Raw genomic sequence first — 24,830 nt, 5'->3', positions numbered from 1 at the left:
CCTGATAGAACAAAGCTCCCGTTCGGGAGCTTTTTTTATGCCTGAAATTGTTCAGCAGCTTATGCCTGCTCTTCGGTGAGGGGTCTGACGCTCAGCACCGGGGCTGCGTCGATTTCGTCTGCATTCATCATGGAGGAGATGCGTTGCAGGGAAGAGAGCAGCAGGGTCTGCTCCCACGCTTCCAGCGCCTGAAAACGCTGGATAAAGCGCTCTTGCAGCGGGGTCGGGGCCTGAGCCAGCAGTGCGCGGCCTGCGTCAGTCAGTGTCGCGTGAACCTTGCGCTTGTCGGTATTGCTGCGAACGCGCTGCACCAGTTGGCGGCTCTCCAATCGGTCCATGATGGTGGTGGCGGTGGCCTGGCTCATGTTGGTGTGATCGGCCAGCTGGCGCATGGAGATCTGTCCCAACTCGTCGATCCCCTTGAGCAGCAAAAGTTGCGGAGAGGTGAGCCCGGCTTCTTTGATCAAGCGCCTGGAGTGCATGTCGATGGCACGAATAATCTGGCGCAGGGCGACCAGCACTTCATCATGTTTTTCCATGGGCTGTGCGTCATTGGAGGGCTATGGAGAGGGGCAAAATTTTCCGCCTAATTCGTCACAAGGTCAATATGGTTTTTGTTGTAATGATTTCTGCTCTAATTAATTTTGTGTTAGGTTGACGGGCATTTCACGGAATTCACCCTGACATTTGAGGAGCAAAATGATGAATGACGAGCTGGATATCAAGTCTCTGGTGGCCGAGTTACGTGTGGTCAGAGTGCGCTATGAACTGCCGGATACCTCGGCTTTTGTGCGCTATCAGCCTGCCTATGATGAAGACCCCAACAACCTCAAGGTACACCACTATGATGGTGAGTTACCCCTCTCTTGCAGTGAGACAGGTACTTTCAACCTAAAGGAGTTGGTGAATGAATTGCGCTACGCCTATGTGCTGGTGCACCTCTTTCCTGACGAAAGTGCCATGAACTTCTATCTGACCGGCCTCGATACCGGTCTGGCTCAGCTGGAGTTCATCGGTGGCTCTTACGACTTCAACCGCCTCTGGATCACCAGCGGTATCTCCAATCTGGGCGTCCCCATGGCCATCTTCCTTGGCAAGCGTCACGCCGTGAATGGCCAGCCCTCGGTTTCGCTGGTGGATCACCGCGAACAGGCGGCTGGCAAACTGGTCTATCGCGCCATCGGCGGGGCCGGTGATCATGTGGGCGAAGACTTTTTCAACAACGACTAAGGAGGCTGGATGCGAGCAAGCAAAGGGCTATTGAAAGGCCTCAACCCGACTATGGCCATGACGGCCCTCACCGTGATCACCCTGTTTTTGCTGTTTGGCGTATTTGTTCCCGATACCGCGGCCGCCTGGTTTGTCGGTGCCAAGGATCAGATTATTGCCGGGTTCAAGTGGTACTATATTCTGGTGGTCGCCCTGTTCCTGTTCTTCGCTGTCTACCTGATGTTCAGCCGTTTTGGCAGCATCCGGCTGGGTGACGACGACCAGGTACCGGAGTTCGGCTACTTTGCCTGGTTCTCCATGCTCTTTAGCGCGGGCATGGGGATCGGTCTGGTGTTCTGGAGCATCGCCGAGCCGATGAACCATCTGCAGGGCAATCCATTCATTACCGAAGGGATGACCCCGGAAGCGGCCCAGATCGCCATGCGCCTCACCTTTTTCCATTGGGGCCTGCACCCTTGGGCCATCTATGTGATCGTCGGCCTGTCACTTGCCTTTTTCAGTTATCGTCGCAAGTTGCCGCTGGCTATTCGCTCCGTGCTTTACCCTATCCTCGGTGAGCGGATTTACGGTTTCTGGGGCCATGCGGCCGATGTGCTGGCCGTGTTCGGCACTGTCTTCGGGGTGGCGACCTCCCTTGGTCTGGGGGTCTCCCAGATGAATACCGGCCTCAACCAGATGTTTGGTATGGCGGTGTCGCAGTCCAACCAGCTCTGGCTGATTGGCGGTATCAGTCTGATCGCCACCCTCTCGGCGGTCTCCGGGGTCGGGCGCGGGGTGAAGATCCTCTCCGAGCTCAATATCTGGCTGAGCATCTTCGTTCTCGCACTCTTTCTGGTGTTGGGGCCGACCACCTATATCCTCAACGCCTATGTGCAGAATATCGGTGATTACCTGCAGAACATCGTCAAACTGAGCTTCTGGACCAACACCGAGGCCAACGGCACTTCGGCCTGGCAGTCGAGCTGGACGGCGTTTTACTGGGGCTGGTGGATTGCCTGGGCGCCGTTTGTCGGCATGTTTATCGCCCGCATCTCCAAGGGGCGTACTATCCGCGAGTTTGTGCTCGGTGTGCTGCTGGTGCCCTCGCTGCTCGGCATGTTCTGGCTCACCGTGTTTGGCGGTACGGCGATGAATCTGGAGCTGTTTGGTGGTGGCGGCGTGGTCGCTGCGGTCAATCAGGATGTGACGCTGGCGCTCTACAAGACGGTCGAGCTGCTGCATTGGGATACCTTCGGCTGGATCGCCAAGGCCGTGTTGACCCTGCTCATCTGCACCTACTTCATCACCTCCAGTGACTCGGGCACGCTGGTCATCACCACCCTGCTCTCCATCGGTGATCAGGAGCCGCCGGTACTGCACCGCGCCGTATGGGGTCTGGGGCAGGGGCTGGTTGCGGCCATCCTGCTGGTCTCCGGCGGTCTGGCAGCCTTGCAGGCGGCCAGCATCATAGCCGCGCTACCCTTCTCGGTGATCATGTTGGCGATGTGCTATTCGCTGATGCTGGGGCTCAAGCAGGAGAGCCAGCGCCAGTTCGAGTATCGTCAGAACCTCAAGCGCCACGATGGTTCATCCCATATGAGCCTGATGGAGCGAATTGGTCCGGCATAACGGCACCAGCAGGGGTTAGCGCCCCCTCACATATCAATCTGGATGCAAAACGGCCGCCCTGGCGATGCTCTCCTTGCGGAGCTCATCATCAGGGCGGCCGTCTGTTATGGGGCCGAGGTTACTCCTCGATAAAGGTCCACTCATCCTTGATGCGGCTAATGGCATCGGTCCGCTTTTTGGCGAGCTGCTCCTTGATCTCTTCTCCCTTGTAACCGGCCGCCACTATCTCTTTCACCGGCACCGCCTGGGCGGCAGCCAGCGCTTCGGCCACATAGTCCGGCTCGGCGTAGACCCGCTCCTCGAAACCGGTGCGGCCGTGGAAGTCGGCGCGGCAGGCATTCAGCAGCTGGGCAAAGCGCTCGGGGCGGCGCCAGGCATCCGCCTTGTCGAACACCTTGAGCAGGGTGGCGGGCTTGAGCTCAAAGGCGATATGGATGTGGGTGTGCAGATCGCTCACCAGCAGCGCCAGATCCCGGCACTCGTTGGGTACCCGGAGTCGCTCGCACAGGGCGCGAATAAGCGGCAGCCCCTTCTGGCCGTGACCGTGATGGCTTGGCCAGAACTCCTGGGGGGTCACTCCCTTGCCAAGGTCGTGGCAGAGGGCTGCAAAGCGGACGGTCAATTCCGGGGAGATCCGGCACGCCTGCTCCAGCACCATCAGGGTGTGGATGCCGGTGTCGATCTCCGGGTGCCACTTGGCCGGGGCGGGGACGCCAAACAGCGCATCGATTTCGGGGAAGAGTGCCTTGAGGGCGCCGCACTGGCGCAGCACCTCGATAAAGATCTGCGGGGTCGGCCCCAGCAGCACTTTTTCCAGCTCCTTCCAGACCCGCTCCGGCGTGAGGTGGGCCAGCTCGCCAGCGGCCGTCATCTCGCTCATCAGGGCGAGGGTTTCCGGCGCTATGGTAAAGCCCTGAGCGTGGAAGCGGGCGGCGAAGCGGGCAACCCGCAGGATGCGCAACGGATCTTCGGCAAAGGCAGGGGAAACGTGGCGCAGCAGCCGTTTTTCCAAATCCTCAATGCCACCGTAGGGATCATGGAGCTGGCCCTGATCATCCTCGGCGATGGCGTTGATGGTGAGATCCCGGCGCAGCAGATCCTGCTCGAGCGTCACATCGGGGGCTGCGTGGCAGACAAAGCCGGTGTAGCCCTGACCCTGTTTGCGCTCGGTACGGGCGAGGGCATACTCCTGCTGGGTTTTGGGGTGAAGAAACACGGGAAAGTCGCGACCGACCTGGGTAAAACCCAGCGCCAGCATCTGCTCCACGGTGGCGCCGACCACCAGATGATCCCTGTCGCCCTGCGGCAATCCCAGCAGGCGATCCCGCACTGCACCCCCAACCAGATAAGTCTGCAAACCGTCTCTCCCGTCATCAATCGTGGGGCCGAGTATATCGTCTTTGTTACCGCTTTGCTGCTTGACCACCACCTGCCCGCAGCGCCAGTCAGCGCGGCTTTGACTTGGGCGTGACGAGGCCTTACGCTGCCGCACCAGACAGCTGGCGCTGTGCTGCGGGATGACTTTATGCCCGCGCAGGCCAGATGAGCCGAAGGAACCGCAGAGTTCCCCATATATCAACGACATGAGAACAACGTGAATCAATCAACCTTCGCAAGCCGGGTTCTGGAGTGGTACGAGCTTCATGGCCGCAAAACCCTGCCCTGGCAGCAGGAGAAGACCCCTTACCGGGTCTGGGTCTCGGAGATCATGCTGCAGCAGACCCAGGTCGCCACAGTCATCCCCTATTACCAGCGTTTTATGGCGCGCTTCCCCGATGTGGTGGCGCTGGCCGATGCCCCTGTCGACGAGGTGCTGCACCACTGGACCGGGCTGGGCTACTACGCCCGGGCCCGCAACCTGCACAAGGCGGCTCAGCAGATCCGCGATCACCACCACGGCCTCTTTCCCGAGCGCTTTGGCGAGGTGATGGCGCTGCCGGGCATTGGCCGTTCTACCGCCGGGGCAGTGCTGTCGCTCTCTCTTGGTCAGCCCCACGCCATCCTTGATGGCAACGTGAAGCGGGTACTCACCCGCTGGCTGGCGCTGCCGGGCTGGCCCGGCCAAAAACAGGTGGAGAACGAGCTGTGGGAGATCGCCATCCGGCTCACTCCCAAACTGGGCGTGGCGCAATACAATCAGGCGATGATGGATATCGGGGCCACTATCTGCACCCGCAGCAAGCCTGCCTGTGATCGCTGCCCGGTGCGGGCCGATTGCCAGGGGCTGTCGCAAGGAAAGCCTACCGCTTATCCCAACAGCAAGCCCAAGAAGAGCATTCCGGCCCGCGATGGCGTCATGCTGCTGATCCGTCACGGCGATGAGCTGCTGCTGGAGAAGCGGCCGCCACAGGGGATCTGGGGCGGGCTCTACTGCTTCCCGCAGGTGGCTTCGCTGGCGGAGGTGGATGGTCTGCTGGCATCCCTCGGCCTGAGCCATCACGGCTATCGGGAACTGGCCGGTTTTCGCCATACCTTCAGCCACTTCCATCTCGATATTCAGCCGCTGCTGATTGACATTGATGAGGCGCAGCCGCTGCGGCTCATGGAAGCAGATAACCGACTCTGGTATAACTTACGCCATCCTGCCGAGGTGGGGCTGGCGGCCGCCACGGCCCGTCTCCTCGCCTATCCAGAGTTACAACCATAGAGGTCAACATGAGCCGTACTGTATTTTGCCAACGCCTGAAAAAAGAGGGCCCAGGTCTGGATTTCCAACTCTATCCCGGTGAGCTCGGCAAGCGGATTTTTGACAACATCAGCAAGGAAGCCTGGGCCGAGTGGCAGAAGAAGCAGGTGATGCTGATCAACGAGAAAAAGCTCAACATGATGAATCTTGAGCATCGCCAACTGCTGGAAAAAGAGATGGTCAGCTACCTGTTTGATGCAGGTGAAGTGCAGATCGAAGGTTACACCCCGCCTGCCCAGTAAGCTCTCCGGCTGTTGTACGTGTGAACAGGTGCGGTAATGGCGCCACACTGGCGTGACCGCTCCTGAAGTCGCAGCAAATGAATGATGGGCAGCTCTGCTGCCCGGTTTGAGGATCCTATGGGCCGAATTTTTTGGCTGCTGTGCACCTTGCTGTTTCTCTCTGCCTGCTCATCCTCCCCCAAGCCCAGCGGGAGTGAGGATGACGATCTGGTCAACGGCAAGGACATCCGCGGTTTTGAACACATGATCAGCGCGCTCTCCCATAACGTGAACGAGATATGGGGGCGGGAGGCGCTGTTTGCGGGCAAGTTTGACTACGTAAAATACACGGATCAGTACAAGAGCCGGGCCCACATCGACTTCTCCAGCGGCCACATCATGGTGGAGACGGTCTCGGGCATCGATCCCCGTGCTCACCTGCGCCGCGCCATTATCGAGACCCTGCTGACGCCGGACGATCCGGCCGAAGTGGATCTTTACTCCGATCGGGAAATTCTGACCGGCGGCGAGCCTTTCCTCTATGGTCAGGTGCTGGACAACCAGCGCCAGCCAATCCGAGCCTCCTGGCGCGCCGAGCGTTATGCCGATTACCTGCTCAACACTGCGATGAAGAAGCGCACTCTGGGTATTCGCACCATCTTCTTCGTCGATATTCCCATGGTGGCCAACCATGAAGATCGACGGGGCTACAAGTATGCGGGGATCATTCGGGAAGCGTCGCGCAAATACGGCGTGCCGGAGAGCCTGATCTATGCGGTGATCAAGACCGAGAGCAGCTTCAACCCCTATGCGGTGAGCCATGCCAACGCTTATGGCCTGATGCAGGTGATCCCGGCTACCGCCGGTCGTGACGTCTATGTTCGGGTCAAGGGCAAGAACGGCCAGCCGACCCGGGAGGAGCTGTTCAACCCGGCCTACAACATCGATGTTGGTACCGCCTATCTGCACCTGTTGCAGACCGTCTATCTGGCGGATATCGAGGACCCGCGCTCCCGTCGCTATGCGGTGATCTCCGCCTATAACGGTGGCGCTGGCGGGGTGCTCAATACCTTCTCCAGCGATCGCAAGGCGGCGCCGGGCCGGATCAACCGGCTCTCCCCCGAGGCGGTCTATCAGGTGTTGACCGAGCAGCATCCCAAAGAGGAGGCGCGCCGTTACCTCTACAAGGTCAATCAGGCCGAGAAGGGGTTCAAGAGAGCCTTTGCCAGTCGGGCCGGTTAAGCGGTGACGCTGGGTTAACCATGTAAAAGGGCGCTTGATATCAAGCGCCCTTTTAACGTCTGGCCAGTTCGTCGTTGAAGTGGCCTTATTTGGCGATAAAGCCGCCCTTGGTCTGCGGGGCCGCGCCCACTTTCTCCAGGGTTTTCACTTCCACTTCGGTTTTGTTCCAGCTGTGGTCCACTTCACCACGGATGCGGATCTGATCATCCGGGCCCACTTCGGTGCCACGCCACACATCCTGATCCACTTCGACCTCCACTTCACCGCTGGCATCGCGGAACAGATAGTTCTCGCCGCCCAGGTGCTTGACCAGTTTCCCTTCCAGAGTGGCCCAGCTGTCATCGGCCAGATCTTTCAGTTGAGTAACGGAAACCTTGTTCTGCTCTTGCGGGCCGGTATAGGCCGCCATGGCAAAAGAGGAGACAGACATCAGGGTCAACAGTCCGATTACGCTTGCGCTTGCCTTGTTCATTTCATACTCCTGTCGTTGGTATGGGGGCATTGTGCCGGGGGGGGCGTGAAACAAGCGTGAAAGAAATAGGCTGGTGTGATTGTCTGTTTTGTGAGCGCAAGCGATTTCATCGGTGGCGGAACATGTGTGATTTCATCTGGAACAGTAATCTGTCGCCTTCACCAGAAGTCAGTGGCAGCAGACTCTTCCCATGCCTGTCGCCACTCGAGGAGAAGTCCGCAGGTCTCACCTGCTTAATCGAAGAGCATAACAATATGAAAAAATGGCTTGTTTGTTTATTGGGGTTAATGGCATTGACCGCGCAAGCGGCAGAGGGACGCCAACCTTTTTCCCGGGTCGTGATGTTTGGTGACAGCCTCTCCGACACCGGCAAGATGTACAAGAAGATGCGGGGGTATCTCCCCTCCAGCCCACCCTACTTCAACGGGCGTTTCAGCAACGGCCCGGTGTGGCTGGAGCAGTTGGGTGACGAGCGTTTTCCCGGTCTGGTCGTGGCCAACGAGGCGGAAGGCGGTGCAACCGCGGTGGCCTATAACCATCTGGGTGCCTTGAACGGCTGGCTCGGTTTCTGGTCCTGGGATCCCAAATATCAGGTGATCAACAACCTCGATTACGAGATCGATCAGTTCCTGAAAAAGGACAAGTTCCGTCCCGATGATCTGGTGGTGATCTGGGTCGGTGCCAACGACTATCTGGCCTATGGCTGGAACACCGAGCGGGATGCGGATCGGGTGATCGATACCATCCGGCTGGCATCCAACCGGTTGGTGCTCAACGGCGCGCAGCAGATCCTGCTGTTCAACATTCCTGATCTGGGGCAGACCCCGTCAGCCCGCAGCATGAAGGTGGTGGAGAAGGTGCGCAATGTGGCCAGTTACCACAACCAGAAGTTGCAGAACCTCACTCGCGAGCTGGCTCCCCTCGGCATCGTGAAGCTGTTCGAAGTGGACAAGCAGTTTGACGAGATGATGCGCGATCCCCAGCAGTTTGGTCTGAGTGACACAGAACACGCCTGCTACGGTGGCGGCTATACGTGGAAGCCGTTCTCCGGCAGCGCTGCCGAGGTGGCTGCGACCCCGGCTTTGAGTGTCTCCGAAAGAGTGGCTATTGCCGGTAACCCGATCCTGGCGCAGGCGGTGGTGAGCGGGCAAGCAAAAGGGCTAGCCGCAACTCTTAACTGCGATGAGCATATGTTCTGGGATCAGGTGCATCCGACCAGGACGGTGCACAAGGTACTGAGCCAGCGTGTTGCTGACTTTATCGATCAGCACTACGAGTTTGTTCGTCACTGATATCGCTTCGGGCCCGCATGTTGCTGGCCTTTTTCTCCTATCTGCCCTCATTTGTGCGTCTTTTTGCGTCACACTCAGTTCAAATAACAAACGTTTGTTGCTGTTTTTGTAACGTGGTTGCGTTAGAGTGTTTTTTGTTAATTGATATCAGTGACTTGAAAATAGGCTAACGTTGATATGCTGCGATCGCTTTTGGGTGGTTGCACCTATAAGACGAGGTGATATCAATCAACCTCCTCCTACATAAAGTTGCAGAGGCTCAAACATGAAAAAATCATTGATTACCTTGCTGGTTACCGGCTTGCTGGCGGCCAATGCCCAGGCTGCCGGTCAAGACAACACCTGGTATAGCGGTGCCAAACTGGGTTGGTCCAACTTCTACGGCATTGATGAAAGCAACAGCTTTACCCTCGGCAATGAGACCAATGATGCTCTTGGTGCTGGTGTATTTGCCGGCTATCAGCTTAACAAGAACCTGGGCATCGAATATGGCTACGATTATCTGGGTAAGTACAAATATGATGCCCGTTCAGCCACGGGTGCAGCGTTTCAAGATGAAGTTCAGGCCCAACTTATTCATTTATCATTGAAGCTGGGCTTCCCTGTAACTGATAGCCTCGACCTGTATGGACGTATCGGCGGTGGTTATGCGGCCGCTAACAGTGACCTGAAAGGGGGTGATGGCCGGTTCAACTTTGTCAGCGCGCTGGGTGCCGAGTATGCGTTCAATCGTGACTGGGCTGCCCGTCTTGAATATCAATACACTACCCCCTACGGCAGTCGAGACAATACCGGGTTGCGTATGGACAATGGCCTGCTCTCTGTGGGCGCAGTCTATCGCTTTGGTCAGGTTGCCCCTGTAGCGCCCGCCCCGGCTCCGGAACCTGCTCCTGCACCTGTAATGGTTGAGAAGCAGTTTACCCTGAGCTCCGATGTGCTGTTTGACTTCAACAAGGCGACCCTCAAGCCAGAGGCCAGTCAGGCACTGGATAGCCTCTATAGCCAGATTGAAGAAGCACGACCCAAAGATGGCGTGGCAACCGTAATTGGTCACACCGACCGTATCGGTTCCGATGCCTACAACCAGAAACTCTCCGAGCAGCGTGCCCAGACCGTTGCCAACTATCTGGTTGGTAAAGGGATTCCGGCCGCCAAGATCAATGTGGAAGGGCGTGGTAAATCCTCACCGGTTACCGGCGACAGCTGCGTCAGCAAGTCCAAGCGTGAGCTGATCGTCTGCCTGGCTCCGGATCGCCGTGTTGATGTGAAAGTCGAAGGTGTCAGCGAGGTGCAGGAGTAATCCTTCACACTGAGCAGAGTTCCACTGGGGCTGGAATGAACAGCCCCTGTCGGAGCAAGAGAGACCAAAAAGCCAGTCAGTTGATCTGACTGGCTTTTTACATTGGCATTGCGGTCGGGCAGGGGACTAAATCAGGAAGGGAGCGGCATCACCCGGTTGCGTCCCAGCTCCTTGGCCTTGTAGAGCAGCTTGTCGGTACGTTCGACCAGACAGTCTGCGCTCTCCTGACCGTTGAACTCGCCCACGCCAAACGAGGCTGTGATGTGGTCGATGCGGCGGCCCGATTTGCGATCCAGAATCGACATCCGCTCGATGGCGCGGCGCATGCTCTCCGCCATCTGTCTGGCCAGCGCCAGCGAGCGATGGGGGACCAGCATGGCGAACTCCTCCCCACCCAGCCGATAGGCGGTGACCCCCTCCTTGCAGGCATCGCGCAGCCGTTTGCTGAAGGCGCGTAGCACCTGATCGCCGAGCAGGTGCCCATATTCGTCGTTGAAGTTCTTGAAGCGATCGATATCAGCAAGGATCAGCGAGAAGGGGTGCTGGCTGCGGATCAACCCCTCCAGCTCCAGATCGAAGGCGCGGCGGTTGAGCAGGTTGGTGAGGGCATCCTCGTTGGCCAGCTTGCGCGTCTCGTTGAGCGCCGCCCGCAGCTCCTTGATCTCTTTCTCCGCATTGCTGAGCTGGTTGCGAAAGTGCATGGTGGACATGCGCACATCCCGCGATTCGCGCACCAGCTCCCGCAGGATCCCCATGGTGTCTTCCAAGCTGAAGCCCTCGTCATCAATGCGGCTGAGCTTGTCAAAACTCTTGTCGAGCATCTCTTGAAACATGCCGGTATCGGAGATGGCGTCCTGCATGGAGTGGCCGAGCTCGTTGGCCATGGCGGCAAGGCTCAGTTTCATCGCCTCCATCTGCTTCTCGTCCTGAGCGGCCAGATACTGGTGATAGAGGCGCTCGCAGGTGGTGAGCGAGCAGGTTCCCTGCATTTTGACAGCCTGATCGATCGCCTGGTTGAGCTCGGGCATGCTGGCCGAGACATAGTTGTACCACAGGTGGTAATTGTCCGGCGTCGTGGGGATCTGGTACTTGATCATCAAAGGGACCGCTTGTTTGAGATAGGCGGCGGATTGGGCAAATGTGTCCTTACTCATGAGTTCTGTGTCTCATCATGCCAGCGAACTGAAGATAGTATGACAGAGAGATTGGCCAAAAGGCAGCCGATGGATGCCATTCGCCCCCCCCTCCGATATAATGGCACCGTTACCACCTACCCTAAGGCCTGCTTATGTCTCAAAAAGATCCTTTCCTCGAACGCGAGGCCGAAAAATACGATAACCCCATCGCCAGTCGCGAGTTGATCCTGGAACTCATCAAGGGCCATGAAAAGCCCATGTCCCGTGAAGAGTTGGCCAAGGTCCTCAAGCTGAAAGATGAAGAGCCGTTGGAAGCCTTGCGTCGTCGTCTGCGCGCCATGGAGCGTGATGGACAACTGGTATTCACTCGCAACCAATGTTATGCCCTGCCGGATCGCCTGAATCTGGTCAAAGGTTATGTAATCGGCCACAAGGATGGCTTCGGTTTTCTGCGTCCGGAAGGTGGTGGTCCGGATCTGTATCTGAACAACCGAGAGATGCAACGCCTGATGCATGGCGATTACGTGCTGGTGCAGCCGACCGAGATTGACCGCAAGGGTCGTCAGGAAGCGCGTCTGGTGCGCCTGCTCAAGTCCCGTGAGGCAGACATTGTCGGCCGTTACTTCGTCGAGAATGGCGTTGGTTTCGTGGTGCCGGATGACAGCCGTATCGGCCAGGACATCATCATCCCGGAAGGGGAAAACAAAGGGGCTCGCCAGAGCCAGGTCGTGGTTGTGCGCATCAATCAGCGCGCCACCTCCCGCATTAATGCCGTCGGCACCGTACTGGAAGTGCTGGGCGAGAACATGGCGCCGGGCATGGAGATCGAAATTGCCCTGCGTACCCACGGCATTCCGCACACTTGGCCGGAAGAGGTGACCAAAGAGGTTGCCGGTCTCGGCGAGCAGGTGCCCGAGAAAGCCAAAGAGGGCCGCATCGACCTGCGCGCTCTGCCGCTGGTGACCATCGACGGGGAAGATGCCCGTGACTTCGATGACGCCGTCTTCTGTGAAGCCAAGCGTGGTGGCGGCTGGCGCCTGTGGGTTGCCATTGCTGACGTCTCCGCTTACGTGAAGCCCGGCACGGCGCTGGATGCCGAAGCCTATCAGCGCGGCAACTCCGTCTACTTCCCCGAGTTCGTGGTGCCCATGCTGCCGGAGGTGCTCTCCAACGGCTTGTGTTCCCTGAACCCGCAAGTAGACCGCCTCTGCATGGTGTGCGAGATGACCATCTCCGCCGCTGGTCGCATGTCCGGCTACAAGTTCTACGAAGCGGTAATGAACTCTCACGCCCGTCTGACCTACACCAAGGTTGCCGCGATCCTCGATGGCGATCCCAAGCTGCGTCAGCAGTATGATCCGCTGGTGGGCCATATTGAGGAGCTCAACAACCTCTACAAGGCGCTCAAGCATGCCCGTCACCAGCGCGGTGCGGTGGAGTTCGAGAGCGAGGAGACCCGCTTTATCTTCAACGCCCAGCGCAAGATCGACCGCATCGTGCCACTGGTGCGCAACGATGCCCACAAGATCATCGAAGAGTGCATGATCCAGGCGAACGTCGCCGCAGCCCGTTATATCGAGAAGAACGAAGCCTTTGCCCTGTTCCGGGTCCACGACCGTCCGGGCGAAGAGCGTCTGACCGGTTTCCGCGATTTCCTGGCCGAACTGGGTCTGGAGCTCAAAGGCGGCCTCGAGCCCGAGCCGAAAGACTTTGCCGAACTGGCTGCCAAGTTTGAAGGGCGCCCGGATGCGGAGCTGCTCTCCACCATGCTGCTGCGCTCCATGCGTCAGGCCATCTATCAGGCTGACAACATCGGTCACTTCGGTCTGGCGCTGAAGTCCTACGCGCACTTCACCTCGCCAATCCGTCGTTATCCCGACCTGATCCTGCACCGGGCGATCAAGTACCAGACTGCCAAGGAGCAGCAGGGCAACCTGCGCCACAAGTGGACCCCGAGCGGTGGTTATCACTACCAGCTGGAAGAAGTGGACCCGATGGGCGAGCACTGCTCCATGACCGAGCGCCGTGCCGACGATGCGACCCGCGATGTGGCCGACTGGCTCAAGTGCGAGTACATGCTGGATCACGTGGGTGACGAGTTTGACGGCGTTATCGCCAGCGTCACCGGCTTTGGCTTCTTCGTGCGTCTGGCGGAGATCCACATCGACGGTCTGGTGCACGTCAGCACCCTCACCAACGACTACTACCAGTTTGATCCCCTGCACATGCAGCTGATTGGCGAGAACTTCCGCCGTCGCTACCGTCTGGGCGACAAGGTGCGGGTCAAGGTGATGGGCGTGAACCTGGACGATCGCAAGATCGACTTCGTGATGGTGGAAGAGCCGCTCAAGGCCACCGGCAAGAACGCCAAAGAGATGGCGCGCAAGCAGGCCGAGATCAAGAAAGAGAAGGCCAAAAGCGCTCAGCGCCACGAAAAACGTAAAGAGGGTAAGGATCACGGCAAATCCGACAAGGGTGGCCGCGCCAAACCGAGCAACAGACGACCGAGCAAAAAGGCTCGCGATAAGGCCAAGAGCACTAAATGAGTACAGAACTGATCTACGGCATTCACGCTGTCACCGCGCTGCTGGAGCGCACCCCGGAGCGTTTCATCGAGGTATGGGCGCTGAAAGGGCGGGATGATGACCGGCTGCAACCCCTGCTGGCCGAGCTGGAGTCCCTCGGTCTCAAGGTGCAGAGCGTGAACCGCAAGACCCTTGATGACAAAGCGGAAGGCAACAATCACCAGGGCATCATGGCCCGGGTGAAAGAGGCGCCGAAGCTGGCCGAGCACGATCTGGCCAGCCTGCTGGATGAGTTGGCGGCACAACAGAACCAGCCCTTCCTGCTGGTGCTGGATGGCGTGACCGATCCGCACAATCTCGGTGCCTGCCTGCGCAGCGCCGATGCTGCCGGGGCTCATGCTGTCATCGTGCCGCGGGACAAGGCCACGGGTCTCACCCCGATCGTGCGCAAGGTTGCCTGTGGCGCGGCCGAAGTGGTGCCGCTCATTCAGGTCACCAACCTGGCCCGCACCCTGCGCGAATTGCAGGAGCGCGGCGTCTGGATTGTCGGCACCGCTGGCGAGGCCGATCACGACCTCTATCAGGCCAAACTGACCGGCCCGATGGCGCTGGTGATGGGTGCTGAAGGTAAAGGCATGCGTCGCCTGACCCGCGAACATTGCGACGAGCTGGTGAGCATCCCGATGGCAGGGGCGGTATCCAGCCTCAACGTCTCGGTGGCAACCGGCGTCTGCCTGTTTGAAGCCGTGCGCCAGCGCCGTGCTTGATCATGCTGATTGACAGACCCCCCTTCGATTGGGCGCAGGTCGCAGATAAAGAGGAGACCGCGCGCCTCCTCTCTTTTGCCCGCCCGCTGACCCTCAGCTCGAAAAGCTGCCTCTGGCACGCCGGCGACAGCCCGGATCTGCTGGTCAGGGTGGAGCAGGGGCTGCTGCGGGCCAAGCTGGTGCTGGAGGATGGCCGCGAGTACATCAAGGAGTTCTACTGGGAGGGGGACGAGTTTCTCGACTTCCACTACCTGCTCAGTGGCGAGCCGGCCCGCTACAGCGTGGAGGCGCTGGAGTCTTGCCGTCTGCAGCTGTTCAGTCTGGCCGACCTGCGCCAGCTGCCCGGCTGGCCGCGCTGGTACCAGCACCTGCTGGAGGTGCAGCTGCGCATCAAGGAGGAGAAGGAGCAGTTGCTGCTGACCGGCAGCCCGCAGGCGCGCTATCAGCACTTTCTCGACAGCTTTCCCGCGCTTGATGCCAGAGTGCCGGATCACCAGATCGCCGCTTATCTTGGCATTACTCCCATCAGTCTTAGTCGCATTCGCAAGCGGCTGAAAGAACTTAACAAAGGTTAATGCAGGGCGCTGGCGCCACGATTATGCTGGCAGGCCGAACTGATAAGGAGTTGCCGATGAACTGGATCCTGAAACCCTGGTCTGAACTGACCACTGACGAGTTGTATGAGTTGCTGGCGCTGCGGGCCGAGGTGTTCGTGGTGGAGCAGACCTGCCCCTTTCAGGATCTGGACGGGCTGGATCGCCGCGATGGGGTCTGGCACCTGCTCGGCTATCAGGGCGACCAGCTTGCAGCTTACGCGCGGATTATGGCGCCCGGCATCGGCGATGAGAGCGGCGCCGCCATCGGTCGGGTGGTGACCTCACCCAAGGCGCGCGGCGGTGGTCTTGGTCATAAGCTGATCGGCGAGGCGGTCAAGGCGTGCGAGGCGCGCTGGCCGACTCACAGCATCTGGTTGGGGGCGCAGGCCCATCTGCAGGGCTTCTATGGCCAGCACGGTTTTGTGGCGGAAGGGGAAGGCTATCTCGAAGACGATATCCCCCATATGGGAATGCGCAGAGTGGTGGCATAACCACTCGTCAGAGTGATTCAGAATGCAGAAGGGCCATCCCGCGGGATGGCCCTTCTCTTTATCGCCAGGCGATCACTTCTTCTTTTTCTTCTTGGCGGACTTCTTCTTGTCGACCGGCTTTTTCTTCTTCACCGGTACCCGCGCTTCCTTGTGTTTCGGGCGCAGCTCGTCGATCACCCGGCGCTTGAGGCGCTCCTCGGTGTAGCGCTCGATCTTGGCGACCATCGCCATGTCGTGGGCTTCCACCAGGCTGATGGCACAGCCACGGTTGCCAGCTCGGCCGGTACGACCGATCCGGTGGACGTAGACATCGGCGCCGTAGGGCATGTCGTAGTTGATGACATGGCTGACGTTCGGCAGGTCGATGCCGCGGGCGGCGACGTCGGTGGCGATCAGGAAGGGCACTTCCCCTTCGTGGAACTTGCGGATCGACTCGATACGCTTGCTCTGCTCCATCTCGCCACGGATCCAGGCGCAGGAGATACCTGCAGCCTGCAGCTGGCCGGAGAGCTCCGCCAGACGCTCGCGAGTCTTGACGAAGATGATGGCTTTCTGGGTTTCCGGATCTTTCAGGATATGGGTCAGCAGCGCCAGCTTGTGGGCGGCGTCATCAGCCAGATGGATCCACTGGGTGATGGGGCGACGTTCGCTGCGGGGCGGCTCGGCGTGCAGCTCCACCGGATCCTTGAGGATCTCGTTGGCGAACTTCTCAAGGCCGGCCCCTTCCAGGGTGGCGGAGAAGAGCATGGTGTGCTTGCGGTAGCGCGCTTCGGCCACGATGCGGTTCACATCCTTGATAAAGCCCATGTCCAGCATGCGGTCCGCTTCATCCAGCACCAGCACTTCGATGTCGTGGCTCTCGAACTCCTCTTTCTCGATGTACTCGAGCAGACGGCCCGGGGTGGCCACCACTATGTCGGTGGTCTTGGTCAGGGCAGGCAGCTGCTCTTCATGGCTGACGCCGCCGATGATGGTCTCGATGCTGAGGTTGGTGTGAGCCGCCAGCGCCTTGGCGTGGGCAGTCACCTGCAGCGCCAGCTCGCGGGTCGGGGTCAGGATCAGCATGCGGCAGGGGCCCGGCTTGCGGCGCGGGAAGTCCAGCAGGTGCTGGAGTGCCGGCAGCAGGAAGGAGGCAGTCTTACCGGTACCGGTCGGAGCGGATGCCAGAATATCGCGGCCGTCCAGGGCTGGCTCCAGCACCATCTGCTGGATGGTGGTGGGGCGGGTGAATCCCATCTCGGCCAAGGCCCGGTTGAGGGCTGGGTGCAGGTCGAAATCATCAAAGGACTGGCTCATGGCAATACTCGGTCATTAAGGAAACGGCAGATTATAGGCGATTATCTCGTCGGCTCCTATTGGTGAGTGTGTCTTAGCCGCTATAATCGCCCACCATTTTTGCAGATGACGGGGGCCAGATGGGACGTAGTCGCGGATTTACCTTCAAACAGTTCCATATCAATCACGATCGCTGCGCCATGAAGGTGGGCACCGATGGCATTTTGCTCGGTGCCTGGGCGCCGGTCGAACAGGCGCGTCGAGTGCTCGATATCGGCACCGGCAGCGGCCTGATCGCCCTGATGCTGGCCCAGCGCAGCAGATCTGACTGCCGTCTTGATGCGGTCGAGCTGGATATTAATGCGGCCAGTCAGGCGCGGGAGAATGCGGCTGCTTCTCCCTGGGCCGATCGGGTGACCATCATAGAGAGTGCCATTCAGGATTATCAGGCTGCCCCTTACGATCTTGTCGTCTCCAACCCTCCCTATTTCGTGGCAGGCCAGTCATTTAGCGATCCGGCGCGGGCGTTGGCCCGCCATACCGGCGCCCTCGACAGCCACGCATTACTGGCGGCCTGCGATCGTTTGCTGAGCCCGAACGGGCAGGTAGCGCTGGTGCTGCCGACGGCGATGGCCGATGAAATTTTATGCATTTCGGCGAATTATGATCTGCATGGCATTTGTTATACAGCTGTTATCACCAGAGAGGGTAAAGAGGCAAATCGTGTTTTATTGCTACTTGGCAGAGGATTAAACAGGTGTGAGAGGGGTGAAATTGTGATCCATTCTGCTGATGGGGCCTATTCCGACAGATATATCCAACTGACCAACCCCTTCTATTTGAAGATGTAAATTTCGTCTTGAACTATTTTTTCACGCCATTATGCTGGTTCCAGATCGAGCGCCCGCTCCAGACCAGCTAAAACCACTGGTTGCGATGAAAAAACATGCGGGGCTCTTTTTTTATACCCCCTGAACACACCCGGTCAGCGACCGATAAAAACTATAACAAGCAATAATTTACAAGACAGACGAGGTTGAACTTGACGAAATCACTCACATTGTCCGATGTACTCGGATTAGGGTTTATGACCTTCGCCTTCTACCTGGGCGCCGGTAACATCATTTTCCCGCCGTTGGCCGGTTACATGGCTGGTGAGCACCTCTCCCTGGCGATGTTTGGCTTCCTGGTCACTGCCGTGGGCCTGCCTCTGGTGACCATTCTGGCCGTGGCGAAAGCCGGTAACGGTTGGGCTGGCATGACCAAACTGCTGCCTGCCGGTGTCGCGACTGCGCTGGCCGTTGCCATCTATATCATCATCGGCCCGGCTTTTGCCGCGCCCCGTACCGGTCTGGTTGCCTATGAAATGGGCCTCAAGCCCTTCATCGGTGACATGGGGCAGGCGGGTCTGGCGGCCTATACCGTGATCTTCTTTGGTGTGGCCATTCTGGTCTCCATGAACCAGGGCAAGCTGATGGACGCCATCGGCAAATACCTGACTCCGGTACTGATGCTGCTGCTGCTGACTCTGGCGATCGGTGTATTCGTAGCACCGCAAGGTTCCATGCCTGATGCGTCCGGTGACTATCAGAACAGCCCCTTCGTGAAAGGGATCCTGGAAGGCTACAACACCATGGACACCCTGGCGTCCCTGATGTTTGGCGCTCTGATCGTCGATCTGCTGCGCCAGAAAGGCATCAACGATTACAAGAGCCAGTTCAAGTATCTGGCCATTGCCGGCCTCATCTCTGCCGTTGGTCTGAGCGTGGTGTACGTCTCCCTGTTCCAGCTGGGCAACACTGCGGCCGGTGTGGCGACCGATGTCAGCAACGGTGGCGCCATCGTCAACGCCTACGTACTGAGCTTGTTTGGTCAGCCGGGTCAGTTCATTCTGGCGGCCATCATCACTCTGGCTTGCTTCACCACTGCCGTGGGCCTGATCTCTGCCTGTTCCGATTTCTTCCACAATCTGACCGGCATGGCTTACAAGAAGCTGGTGGTGTTGCTGGGCGTTATCTGTGCCGTGGTGGCCAACGTGGGTCTGAGCCAGTTGATCAGCCTCTCCATTCCGGTGCTGGTTGCCATCTATCCGGTTGCCGTGGCGCTGGTACTGGTCACCTTCCTGAAGGGTTATTTCGGCCGTCCCCGTCTGGTGTTCCGTGGCGTGTTGATGGTTGCCTTCCTGTTCGGTTGCCTGGATGGTCTGGGTGCTGCCGGTATGAAGATGGATGCGTTTGCCTTGCTGCCGCTGTTCGACAAGGGCCTCGCCTGGCTGATGCCAACCCTGCTGGCCTGCGTAGTTGGCGTGATGGTGCGTCCAACCGAGATGGCTGCCGAAGCGGCCTGATCACGCCCGATGTGATATTGCCAAGAGCCTGCCCCGTGCAGGCTCTTTTGTTTTCTGTGAGCCTCGCTTTGCTGCCGTAATTGTCACTGTACGCAGAGCAGATAGCATCTGAGCAGCCGTATCTTGCCGCTATAACCCACTCCCCTCTTCTTGCCTCTCATACCTACGTGTGACACCTCTTTATGGAGCGCCGAGTTGTTCGGCGATTAATTCCACAGCGGTAAATTGTTTCAAGATATTAATTGGTGATTGAGATCGAACTCCTCTTCTTTATGCTAAAGGTGGTGCGCCTCATCCGGTCCGCGGGCTGTGTGGGGGCGAAAGGTATTGTTACCGGTTATCTGCCAGGCAGTGGGTGCAATCAATAACAAGCTGATAAGGCAGATGAGGTTGAGTTTGACGAAATCATTGAAGTTGTCCGACGTATTCGGATTGGGGTTTATGACGTTTGCCTTCTATCTGGGGGCAGGCAATATCATTTTTCCGCCGCTGGCCATCGCCATCTATATCATCATGGGGCCCGCCTTTGCCATTCCCCGCACCGGTCTGGTCGCCTACGAGATGGGGCTCAAGCCCTGGCTTGGCGATACCGGTCATGCGGGGCTGCGGATCTATACCCTGAGTTTCTTTACGCTGGTGATCCTGGTGGCGCTCGATCGCGGCAAGCTCCTTGATGCGGTCGGCAAGTATCTGACCCCAGCCCTGATGGCGATGCTGCTCATTCTGGCGGTCGGGGTCTTTATGACGCCGCAGGGAACCATGCCTGATGCCAGCGGTGAGTACATAGATGCGGCTTTTACCAAAGGGATGCTGGAAGGGTACAACACCATGGATACCCTGGCCTCCCTGATGTTTGGCGCCCTGATCATCGGGTTGTTGCGCCAGAAGGGGATCGAGGATTATCGCAGCCAGTTCAAATATCTGACCATTGCAGGCTTGATCTCGGCGGTCGGGTTGTCGGCGGTGTATGTCTCGCTCTTTCAGCTGGGCAACAGCGCCGGTGGGGTGGCAAGCGATATCAGCAATGGTGGCGCCATCGTCAATGCTTACGTCCAGAGTCTGTTTGGCCAACCGGGTCAGTTTATTCTGGCTGCAATCATCACCCTGGCCTGTTTTACCAGTGCGGTCGGCCTGCTCTGTGCCGGTGCCGACTACTTCCATGGCCTGACTGGCTGGGCCTATCGCAACTGGGTGATGCTGCTGGGGGCGCTCTGTGCACTGGTGGCCAATGTGGGGTTGAGCGAGCTGATTGGCCTCTCGATTCCGGTGCTGGTGGCCATCTATCCGGTCGCCATCGCGCTGGTGCAGGTGACCTTCCTCAAGGGATGGTTTGCCCAGCCACGGCTGGCGTTTCGCGGCGTGCTGACGATCGCCTTTCTGTTTGGTTGCCTCGATGGGCTGGGGGCTGCCGGTATGGCGATGGACGGCTTTGCCTTCCTGCCGCTGTTCGACAAGGGGCTTGCCTGGCTGCTGCCGACTCTGCTGGCCTGCATCGTCGGCATCCTGGTGCGACCAAGCGGGAAGTTGGCTGCCGAAGCGGCTTGATTCAGGATCAACGAGATAGCAAAGAGGCCAGCAGCTGCTGGCCTCTTCTGTTTCTGCCGGATCCGTTACCGGATCAGATTTGCGGGCCTGACGGCTTGGGTTTGCCATCCAGACCATACCAGTGGGTTTCTACCCGTCCGGCATGCCACTCGAAGGTGCCCCAGGGCTGCTTGGCTTCCCAGCGCGGGAAGTTGATGAGCACCCGGTTATCTTCGTACTTGTAGAGGGAGGTGCTGATCTGAATGTCCGACAGGATCAACAGCAGGGCCCAGCAGATGAAAATCCATTTCAATGCTTTCCACATAGGGTTACTCGAAGCAGATTTCGATAGTGGCGCGACCGAAATCCGATTCGAACGGCATCATGATCTTGGTGCCATCTGCACGGTGAGTAATGGTGTGGTTGGGGCCTGAGACGATGATGGGGGTCGCCATGTCAAACTCGTAGCCCTTCTCGCCCAGCATCCGCTTGGCACCGCCGGTCACCATGTTGGTGATTTCACCGACCATGTCGGTCACCTCTTCGTTGATGTTGGCGGGCGCTTCCCCCAGCATGCGGCGCATGATCTCCAGTGCCAGCCCCTTCTCGAAGCTGATGGAGAGGGAACCACGGGTCTGCGGGCCGACCATGCCAATCAGGCCGGAGACGTCGCCGCGCGCCAGCTCATCCATCTTGCGTTTCGGTTTGCCCGGTTTGAGTTCCAGCTGTGCCATGGTCGAGAGCACATTGAGCAGGGATAGCAGGAACGGATTTACAAAATCAGCCTTCATGATGACTTCCTACAGTGGGCGTACAACGGGCACATTGGCCATGTGCCTCTATCGTCTTATTGGTAATAGTAAAACCATGCAAGTGGGCCTGCTCGGAAAACGCGCTATCGATCGCCGTATCGTGAAGCTCGACCACATCCCCGCACTCGTCGCAGATCAACAACTGCATCGGGTGAGCGTGATCGAAGTGGCAGCAGAAGATAAACGCGTTGAGAGATTCCACCTTGTGAGCAAAGCCCTGTTCGAGCAAAAAATCGAGTGCCCGATAGACGGTTGGCGGCTTGGCATTGGCTTCGGTTTGTTGCAGCTGGGCCAACAAATCATAGGCGCTGATGGCGTTGCCGTGTGCCGCCAGCAGGCGAAATACCTGACGTCGGGTCGGGGTGAAGCGGATCCCTCGCTGTATACAGAGTCGCTCGGCTCGTTGTAAAAGTTGGTCTTGATTCATGATCGCGCAGATACCCTTTCTATTAGCCGGATACTATCACAGGGCCTCGCATGGCGCGGCGACAAAATTCATTTTCTGGGGCTGCTTCACGTTGTGATAAAATCCGCCCCTTTCTTTAGCCAACCCGGATGATTTTTATGCAGGCGCAGCGTTTTTCCATCGCCCCCATGCTGGACTGGACTGATCGGCATTGCCGTTACTTTCATCGACTGATGAGCCGCCAGACCTTGCTCTATACCGAAATGGTGACCACCGGCGCCATCATCCACGGCAAGGGTGATTATCTGGGTTACAGCGAGCAGGAGCACCCCATCTCCCTGCAGCTGGGTGGCAGCAATCCGGCCGATCTGGCGCGCTGTGCCAAGCTGGCCGAGGAGCGCGGCTATGACGAGGTGAACATCAACGTCGGCTGCCCCTCCGATCGGGTGCAGAATGGCCGCTTTGGCGCCTGCCTGATGGGTGAACCGGCGCTGGTGGCAGACTGCGTCAAGGCGATGCGCGATGTGGTCGATATTCCGGTGACGGTGAAGACCCGTATCGGTATCGACGATCAGGACTCCTACGAATTTCTGCAGGCCTTCATCGAACAGGTGCGCGATGCCGGTTGCGATACCTTTATCGTCCATGCCCGCAAGGCGTGGCTGAGTGGCCTGAGCCCCAAGGAGAACCGCGAGATCCCGCCCCTCGATTATCCCCGCGTCTATCGGGTCAAGCAGGATTACCCGGATCTCACCATCGCCCTCAACGGCGGTGTCACCTCCATGGAGCAGACCCTTGAGCACCTGCAACACGTCGATGGCGTCATGATGGGGCGCGAAGCCTATCAGAACCCCTACATTCTGGCGCAGGTGGACAATCTGGTGTTCGGCCAGAACAACGCCGTGCCGAGCCGCCACGAAGTGGTGCGGATGATGCTGCCCTATATCGAGCAGGAGCTGGCCAAGGGCAACTACCTCTCCCACATGACCCGCCACATGCTGGGATTGTTCCAGAATATGCAGGGGGCCCGCGCCTGGCGCCGTCACCTGAGCGAGAACGCCTGCAAACCGGGAGCGGATATTCAGGTGGTGCTGGATGCCATGGCCAAGGTGCCGGAGTTTGCCGCCAGCGAGCAGGGCGAATAACTCTCCTGTCAGGCAAAGCGAAAAAAGCGCGTCAGTTGACGCGCTTTTTTGATCGCTGTCGCTTCAATATCTGAACTGGTTGATCAGCCGCGAGAGATCCTGCAGCCGCTCAACCAGCAGGGTGATGCCATCTAGCGCCTGCCTGCTGTTGTCGGCGGTGTGGCTGGCCAGCTGGTGGATCTGGTGCACCCCTTCATCGAGGGTCGCCGTGACGTCGGCCTGCTGACTCACCGCCTGGGCGATCTCGTCACTGGTGCGGGTTACCTGCCCCAGCATCCGGTTGATCTGGGTGAGCACGTCGGCGGTGGTGCCCGCGTGCTGCTGGCAGCGCACCGAGGTCTGCGCCCCTTGCGTCATCCCGTCTGACAGCTGTCGTGTAGTCTGTTGCAGCGCCTGGATCATCTCGTGGATCTCGCTGGTCGAGGCTCGGGTCTTCTGGGCCAGCGCCCTCACTTCATCCGCCACCACGGCAAAACCGCGCCCCTGTTCGCCCGCCCGGGCGGCCTCTATGGCCGCATTGAGGGCGAGCAGGTTGGTCTGGTCGGCGATTTGACTGATCACCTCCAGAATACCGCTGATCTTCTGGCTGTCGCTGGTGAGCTGGGCCAGCACGGCATGGTTGGCATCCAGCTCCTGATGAAGTTGGTTGACGGCGGATCGGGTGGTTGCCAATGCTTGCAGCCCCTCGTCGGAGACCTGCTGTACCTCTATGACCAGATTGCTCGCCTCATGGGCACTGTGGGCCACATCCCGAATAGAGTGGCTCAGCTCGGTGATGGCGGTCGCCAGCTGCTCGCTGTGGGCGCGCTGCTGCTGCAGATGGGTATCGATGGTCTGGATATTGCCCCGGTCATCTTCGGCTGCCTGCAGGATCTGCTGGTTGGTGTCGGCACTGCGCCCGACCACGGCCTTGAGCTCGGCCTGCTTCATCCGCAGGGCCAGTTCGACGGCCGCCAGAGTGTCGCGCCGTCGGGTGTAGAGCACCTGACAGAGGCGGGTTCCCTTGTCTTGATCGGCAAGGGTGAGCAGATGAGCCAGCCGTTGCTGCAATCGCCAGCCGTGGGTTGCCTGTGCCAACAGCAACAAGGCGGTGGGCAGCAGCCATAACAGGTTGCCGGTGGCAAAGGTAGCAAGGGTGGTGAACAAGGCAGAAACGGAGAGCCAGAGGGTCAGCTGACCCGGTTCAATGTGACACCGGCTCAGCCAGGGAAGCGCTTTGCCGCTGCGCAGCAGGCCATAGAGCTGCTCGGCCCAGGCCACATCGCTGGCGGCGGGTTTGGTGCGCACCGACTGGAACTCGACGATCTCCTTCTGCGCATTGAGGATCGGGGTGACGTAAGCGTTTACCCAATAGAACTGACCGCTTTTGGCGCGGTTCTTGACCAGCCCCATCCAGCTTTTGCCCTGTCGCAGCCGCTGCCACATGTCGGCGAAGGCCGCCTTGGGCATGTCGGGGTGTCGCACCAGATTGTGGGGCACCCCTTCCATTTCGGCCGCACCATACCCGGCCACATCACAGAAGTGCTGGTTGGCATAGGTAATATGACTGGCGGGATCCGTGGTCGAGATGAGTGCGATGTTGTCGGGGAAGTGTATCTCCCCCTCCTGATGGAGTTTGGTCATGTGTCGTTCCTGAAAAAGCCAAATAACTGATAACTATGTTTTTTATTGTCGTTCTCAGTTAATCATTCTAAGGCTCTTCAGTGCCCCGAACTTGGCTTGGGTCAATTAATCAACACAATGAATTGATGAAGT

At 58.8% G+C, this 24,830-nt stretch carries 24 protein-coding genes; 15 read left to right on the top strand and 9 right to left on the bottom strand.

The features are described 5' to 3' along the window. Window positions 1–59: 59 nt before the first annotated feature. Window positions 60–539, bottom strand: a complete 480-nt coding sequence (locus tag I6L47_RS10830) for a MarR family winged helix-turn-helix transcriptional regulator (protein WP_013723454.1) — start codon at window positions 537–539, stop codon at window positions 60–62. A gap of 163 nt (window positions 540–702) precedes the next feature. Here I6L47_RS10830 and I6L47_RS10825 point away from each other — a divergent pair, with 163 nt between their 5' ends. Continuing rightward, window positions 703–1,230, top strand: a complete 528-nt coding sequence (locus I6L47_RS10825; protein ID WP_005335836.1) for a hypothetical protein — start codon at window positions 703–705, stop codon at window positions 1,228–1,230. 9 nt (window positions 1,231–1,239) lie between these two features. Then, the gene (locus I6L47_RS10820; protein ID WP_216947399.1) at window positions 1,240–2,838 is read left to right on the top strand and encodes a BCCT family transporter; all 1,599 of its coding nucleotides are present in this window, start codon (window positions 1,240–1,242) and stop codon (window positions 2,836–2,838) included. A 118-nt stretch (window positions 2,839–2,956) separates the two neighbouring features. Here the strand turns inward: I6L47_RS10820 and I6L47_RS10815 are convergent, their stop codons facing one another. Then, the gene (locus tag I6L47_RS10815) at window positions 2,957–4,195 is read right to left on the bottom strand and encodes a multifunctional CCA addition/repair protein (RefSeq protein WP_216947398.1); all 1,239 of its coding nucleotides are present in this window, start codon (window positions 4,193–4,195) and stop codon (window positions 2,957–2,959) included. A 237-nt stretch (window positions 4,196–4,432) separates the two neighbouring features. Between I6L47_RS10815 and mutY the strand changes: the two genes are divergently transcribed. The 3 genes from mutY (at window position 4,433) to mltC (ending at window position 6,987) form a co-directional block, all read left to right on the top strand. Beyond that, the gene (gene mutY, locus I6L47_RS10810) at window positions 4,433–5,485 is read left to right on the top strand and encodes an A/G-specific adenine glycosylase (RefSeq protein WP_216947397.1); all 1,053 of its coding nucleotides are present in this window, start codon (window positions 4,433–4,435) and stop codon (window positions 5,483–5,485) included. An 8-nt stretch (window positions 5,486–5,493) separates the two neighbouring features. Further along, window positions 5,494–5,766 (top strand): oxidative damage protection protein, encoded by a 273-nt coding sequence (locus I6L47_RS10805; RefSeq protein ID WP_005335828.1) that lies wholly within the window; start codon window positions 5,494–5,496, stop codon window positions 5,764–5,766. Window positions 5,767–5,883: 117 nt separating this feature from the next. Beyond that, the gene (gene mltC, locus I6L47_RS10800; protein ID WP_042052484.1) at window positions 5,884–6,987 is read left to right on the top strand and encodes a membrane-bound lytic murein transglycosylase MltC; all 1,104 of its coding nucleotides are present in this window, start codon (window positions 5,884–5,886) and stop codon (window positions 6,985–6,987) included. Window positions 6,988–7,072: 85 nt separating this feature from the next. Here mltC and I6L47_RS10795 read toward each other — a convergent pair whose 3' ends face one another. Further along, window positions 7,073–7,459 (bottom strand): YgiW/YdeI family stress tolerance OB fold protein, encoded by a 387-nt coding sequence (locus I6L47_RS10795; protein WP_139461092.1) that lies wholly within the window; start codon window positions 7,457–7,459, stop codon window positions 7,073–7,075. A gap of 254 nt (window positions 7,460–7,713) precedes the next feature. Between I6L47_RS10795 and I6L47_RS10790 the strand changes: the two genes are divergently transcribed. Further along, the gene (locus I6L47_RS10790) at window positions 7,714–8,751 is read left to right on the top strand and encodes an SGNH/GDSL hydrolase family protein (RefSeq protein ID WP_216947396.1); all 1,038 of its coding nucleotides are present in this window, start codon (window positions 7,714–7,716) and stop codon (window positions 8,749–8,751) included. Window positions 8,752–9,016: 265 nt separating this feature from the next. Further along, on the top strand, window positions 9,017–10,051 hold the full coding sequence (gene ompA / locus I6L47_RS10785) for a porin OmpA (RefSeq protein WP_216947395.1): 1,035 nt from the start codon (window positions 9,017–9,019) through the stop codon (window positions 10,049–10,051). A gap of 131 nt (window positions 10,052–10,182) precedes the next feature. Here the strand turns inward: ompA and I6L47_RS10780 are convergent, their stop codons facing one another. Then, window positions 10,183–11,205: a GGDEF domain-containing protein gene (locus tag I6L47_RS10780; RefSeq protein WP_019445736.1), complete on the bottom strand. Its 1,023-nt coding sequence runs from the start codon at window positions 11,203–11,205 to the stop codon at window positions 10,183–10,185. Between the two features lie 134 nt (window positions 11,206–11,339). On the opposite strand from I6L47_RS10780, the gene rnr reads away from it, so the two are divergent. The 4 genes from rnr to I6L47_RS10760 are packed head-to-tail and all read left to right on the top strand — an operon-like array spanning window position 11,340 to window position 15,566. Then, entirely contained in the window at window positions 11,340–13,733 is a 2,394-nt protein-coding gene (rnr, locus tag I6L47_RS10775) for a ribonuclease R (RefSeq protein WP_005354835.1), read from the top strand. Beyond that, window positions 13,730–14,479 carry a 23S rRNA (guanosine(2251)-2'-O)-methyltransferase RlmB gene (gene rlmB / locus I6L47_RS10770; RefSeq protein ID WP_216947394.1) on the top strand — a complete coding sequence of 250 codons (750 nt, stop codon included), beginning with the start codon at window positions 13,730–13,732 and terminating at the stop codon, window positions 14,477–14,479. Before rnr ends, rlmB begins: the two co-directional genes overlap by 4 nt. Window positions 14,480–14,481: 2 nt before the next feature. Further along, complete coding sequence (locus tag I6L47_RS10765; RefSeq protein WP_216947393.1) at window positions 14,482–15,054, top strand: Crp/Fnr family transcriptional regulator; 573 nt, start codon at window positions 14,482–14,484, stop codon at window positions 15,052–15,054. A 56-nt stretch (window positions 15,055–15,110) separates the two neighbouring features. Beyond that, window positions 15,111–15,566 (top strand): GNAT family N-acetyltransferase, encoded by a 456-nt coding sequence (locus I6L47_RS10760; protein WP_064341653.1) that lies wholly within the window; start codon window positions 15,111–15,113, stop codon window positions 15,564–15,566. A 72-nt stretch (window positions 15,567–15,638) separates the two neighbouring features. On the opposite strand, the gene srmB is transcribed toward I6L47_RS10760, so the two are convergent. After that, on the bottom strand, window positions 15,639–16,862 hold the full coding sequence (gene srmB / locus I6L47_RS10755) for an ATP-dependent RNA helicase SrmB (RefSeq protein WP_005343175.1): 1,224 nt from the start codon (window positions 16,860–16,862) through the stop codon (window positions 15,639–15,641). A 119-nt stretch (window positions 16,863–16,981) separates the two neighbouring features. Here srmB and I6L47_RS10750 point away from each other — a divergent pair, with 119 nt between their 5' ends. The 3 genes from I6L47_RS10750 (at window position 16,982) to brnQ (I6L47_RS10740) (ending at window position 20,733) form a co-directional block, all read left to right on the top strand. Further along, on the top strand, window positions 16,982–17,692 hold the full coding sequence (locus tag I6L47_RS10750) for a tRNA1(Val) (adenine(37)-N6)-methyltransferase (RefSeq protein WP_201907536.1): 711 nt from the start codon (window positions 16,982–16,984) through the stop codon (window positions 17,690–17,692). A 236-nt stretch (window positions 17,693–17,928) separates the two neighbouring features. After that, on the top strand, window positions 17,929–19,188 hold the full coding sequence (brnQ, locus tag I6L47_RS10745) for a branched-chain amino acid transport system II carrier protein (RefSeq protein WP_254204727.1): 1,260 nt from the start codon (window positions 17,929–17,931) through the stop codon (window positions 19,186–19,188). A gap of 441 nt (window positions 19,189–19,629) precedes the next feature. Next, window positions 19,630–20,733 (top strand): branched-chain amino acid transport system II carrier protein, encoded by a 1,104-nt coding sequence (gene brnQ / locus I6L47_RS10740; protein ID WP_216949342.1) that lies wholly within the window; start codon window positions 19,630–19,632, stop codon window positions 20,731–20,733. Between the two features lie 73 nt (window positions 20,734–20,806). Here brnQ (I6L47_RS10740) and I6L47_RS10735 read toward each other — a convergent pair whose 3' ends face one another. Genes I6L47_RS10735 through zur form a run of 3 tightly spaced genes read right to left on the bottom strand, consistent with a single transcriptional unit; the run spans window position 20,807 to window position 21,951 of the window. Further along, window positions 20,807–21,037: a hypothetical protein gene (locus I6L47_RS10735; RefSeq protein ID WP_042052444.1), complete on the bottom strand. Its 231-nt coding sequence runs from the start codon at window positions 21,035–21,037 to the stop codon at window positions 20,807–20,809. A gap of 4 nt (window positions 21,038–21,041) precedes the next feature. Continuing rightward, window positions 21,042–21,503, bottom strand: a complete 462-nt coding sequence (locus tag I6L47_RS10730; RefSeq protein ID WP_005335807.1) for a chemotaxis protein CheX — start codon at window positions 21,501–21,503, stop codon at window positions 21,042–21,044. Continuing rightward, window positions 21,493–21,951 (bottom strand): zinc uptake transcriptional repressor Zur, encoded by a 459-nt coding sequence (gene zur / locus I6L47_RS10725; protein WP_005335805.1) that lies wholly within the window; start codon window positions 21,949–21,951, stop codon window positions 21,493–21,495. The genes I6L47_RS10730 and zur overlap by 11 nt, the downstream gene beginning before the upstream one ends. A gap of 137 nt (window positions 21,952–22,088) precedes the next feature. Here zur and dusA point away from each other — a divergent pair, with 137 nt between their 5' ends. Further along, window positions 22,089–23,075, top strand: a complete 987-nt coding sequence (gene dusA / locus I6L47_RS10720) for a tRNA dihydrouridine(20/20a) synthase DusA (protein ID WP_043849695.1) — start codon at window positions 22,089–22,091, stop codon at window positions 23,073–23,075. Window positions 23,076–23,138: 63 nt separating this feature from the next. On the opposite strand, the gene I6L47_RS10715 is transcribed toward dusA, so the two are convergent. Next, the gene (locus I6L47_RS10715) at window positions 23,139–24,698 is read right to left on the bottom strand and encodes a PAS domain-containing methyl-accepting chemotaxis protein (protein WP_216947391.1); all 1,560 of its coding nucleotides are present in this window, start codon (window positions 24,696–24,698) and stop codon (window positions 23,139–23,141) included. Window positions 24,699–24,830: the final 132 nt, after the last annotated feature.

The organism is Aeromonas sp. FDAARGOS 1417, from assembly GCF_019046985.1.
GTDB lineage: Bacteria > Pseudomonadota > Gammaproteobacteria > Enterobacterales > Aeromonadaceae > Aeromonas > Aeromonas veronii.
This window is presented reverse-complemented; position numbering and strand designations above follow the sequence as displayed.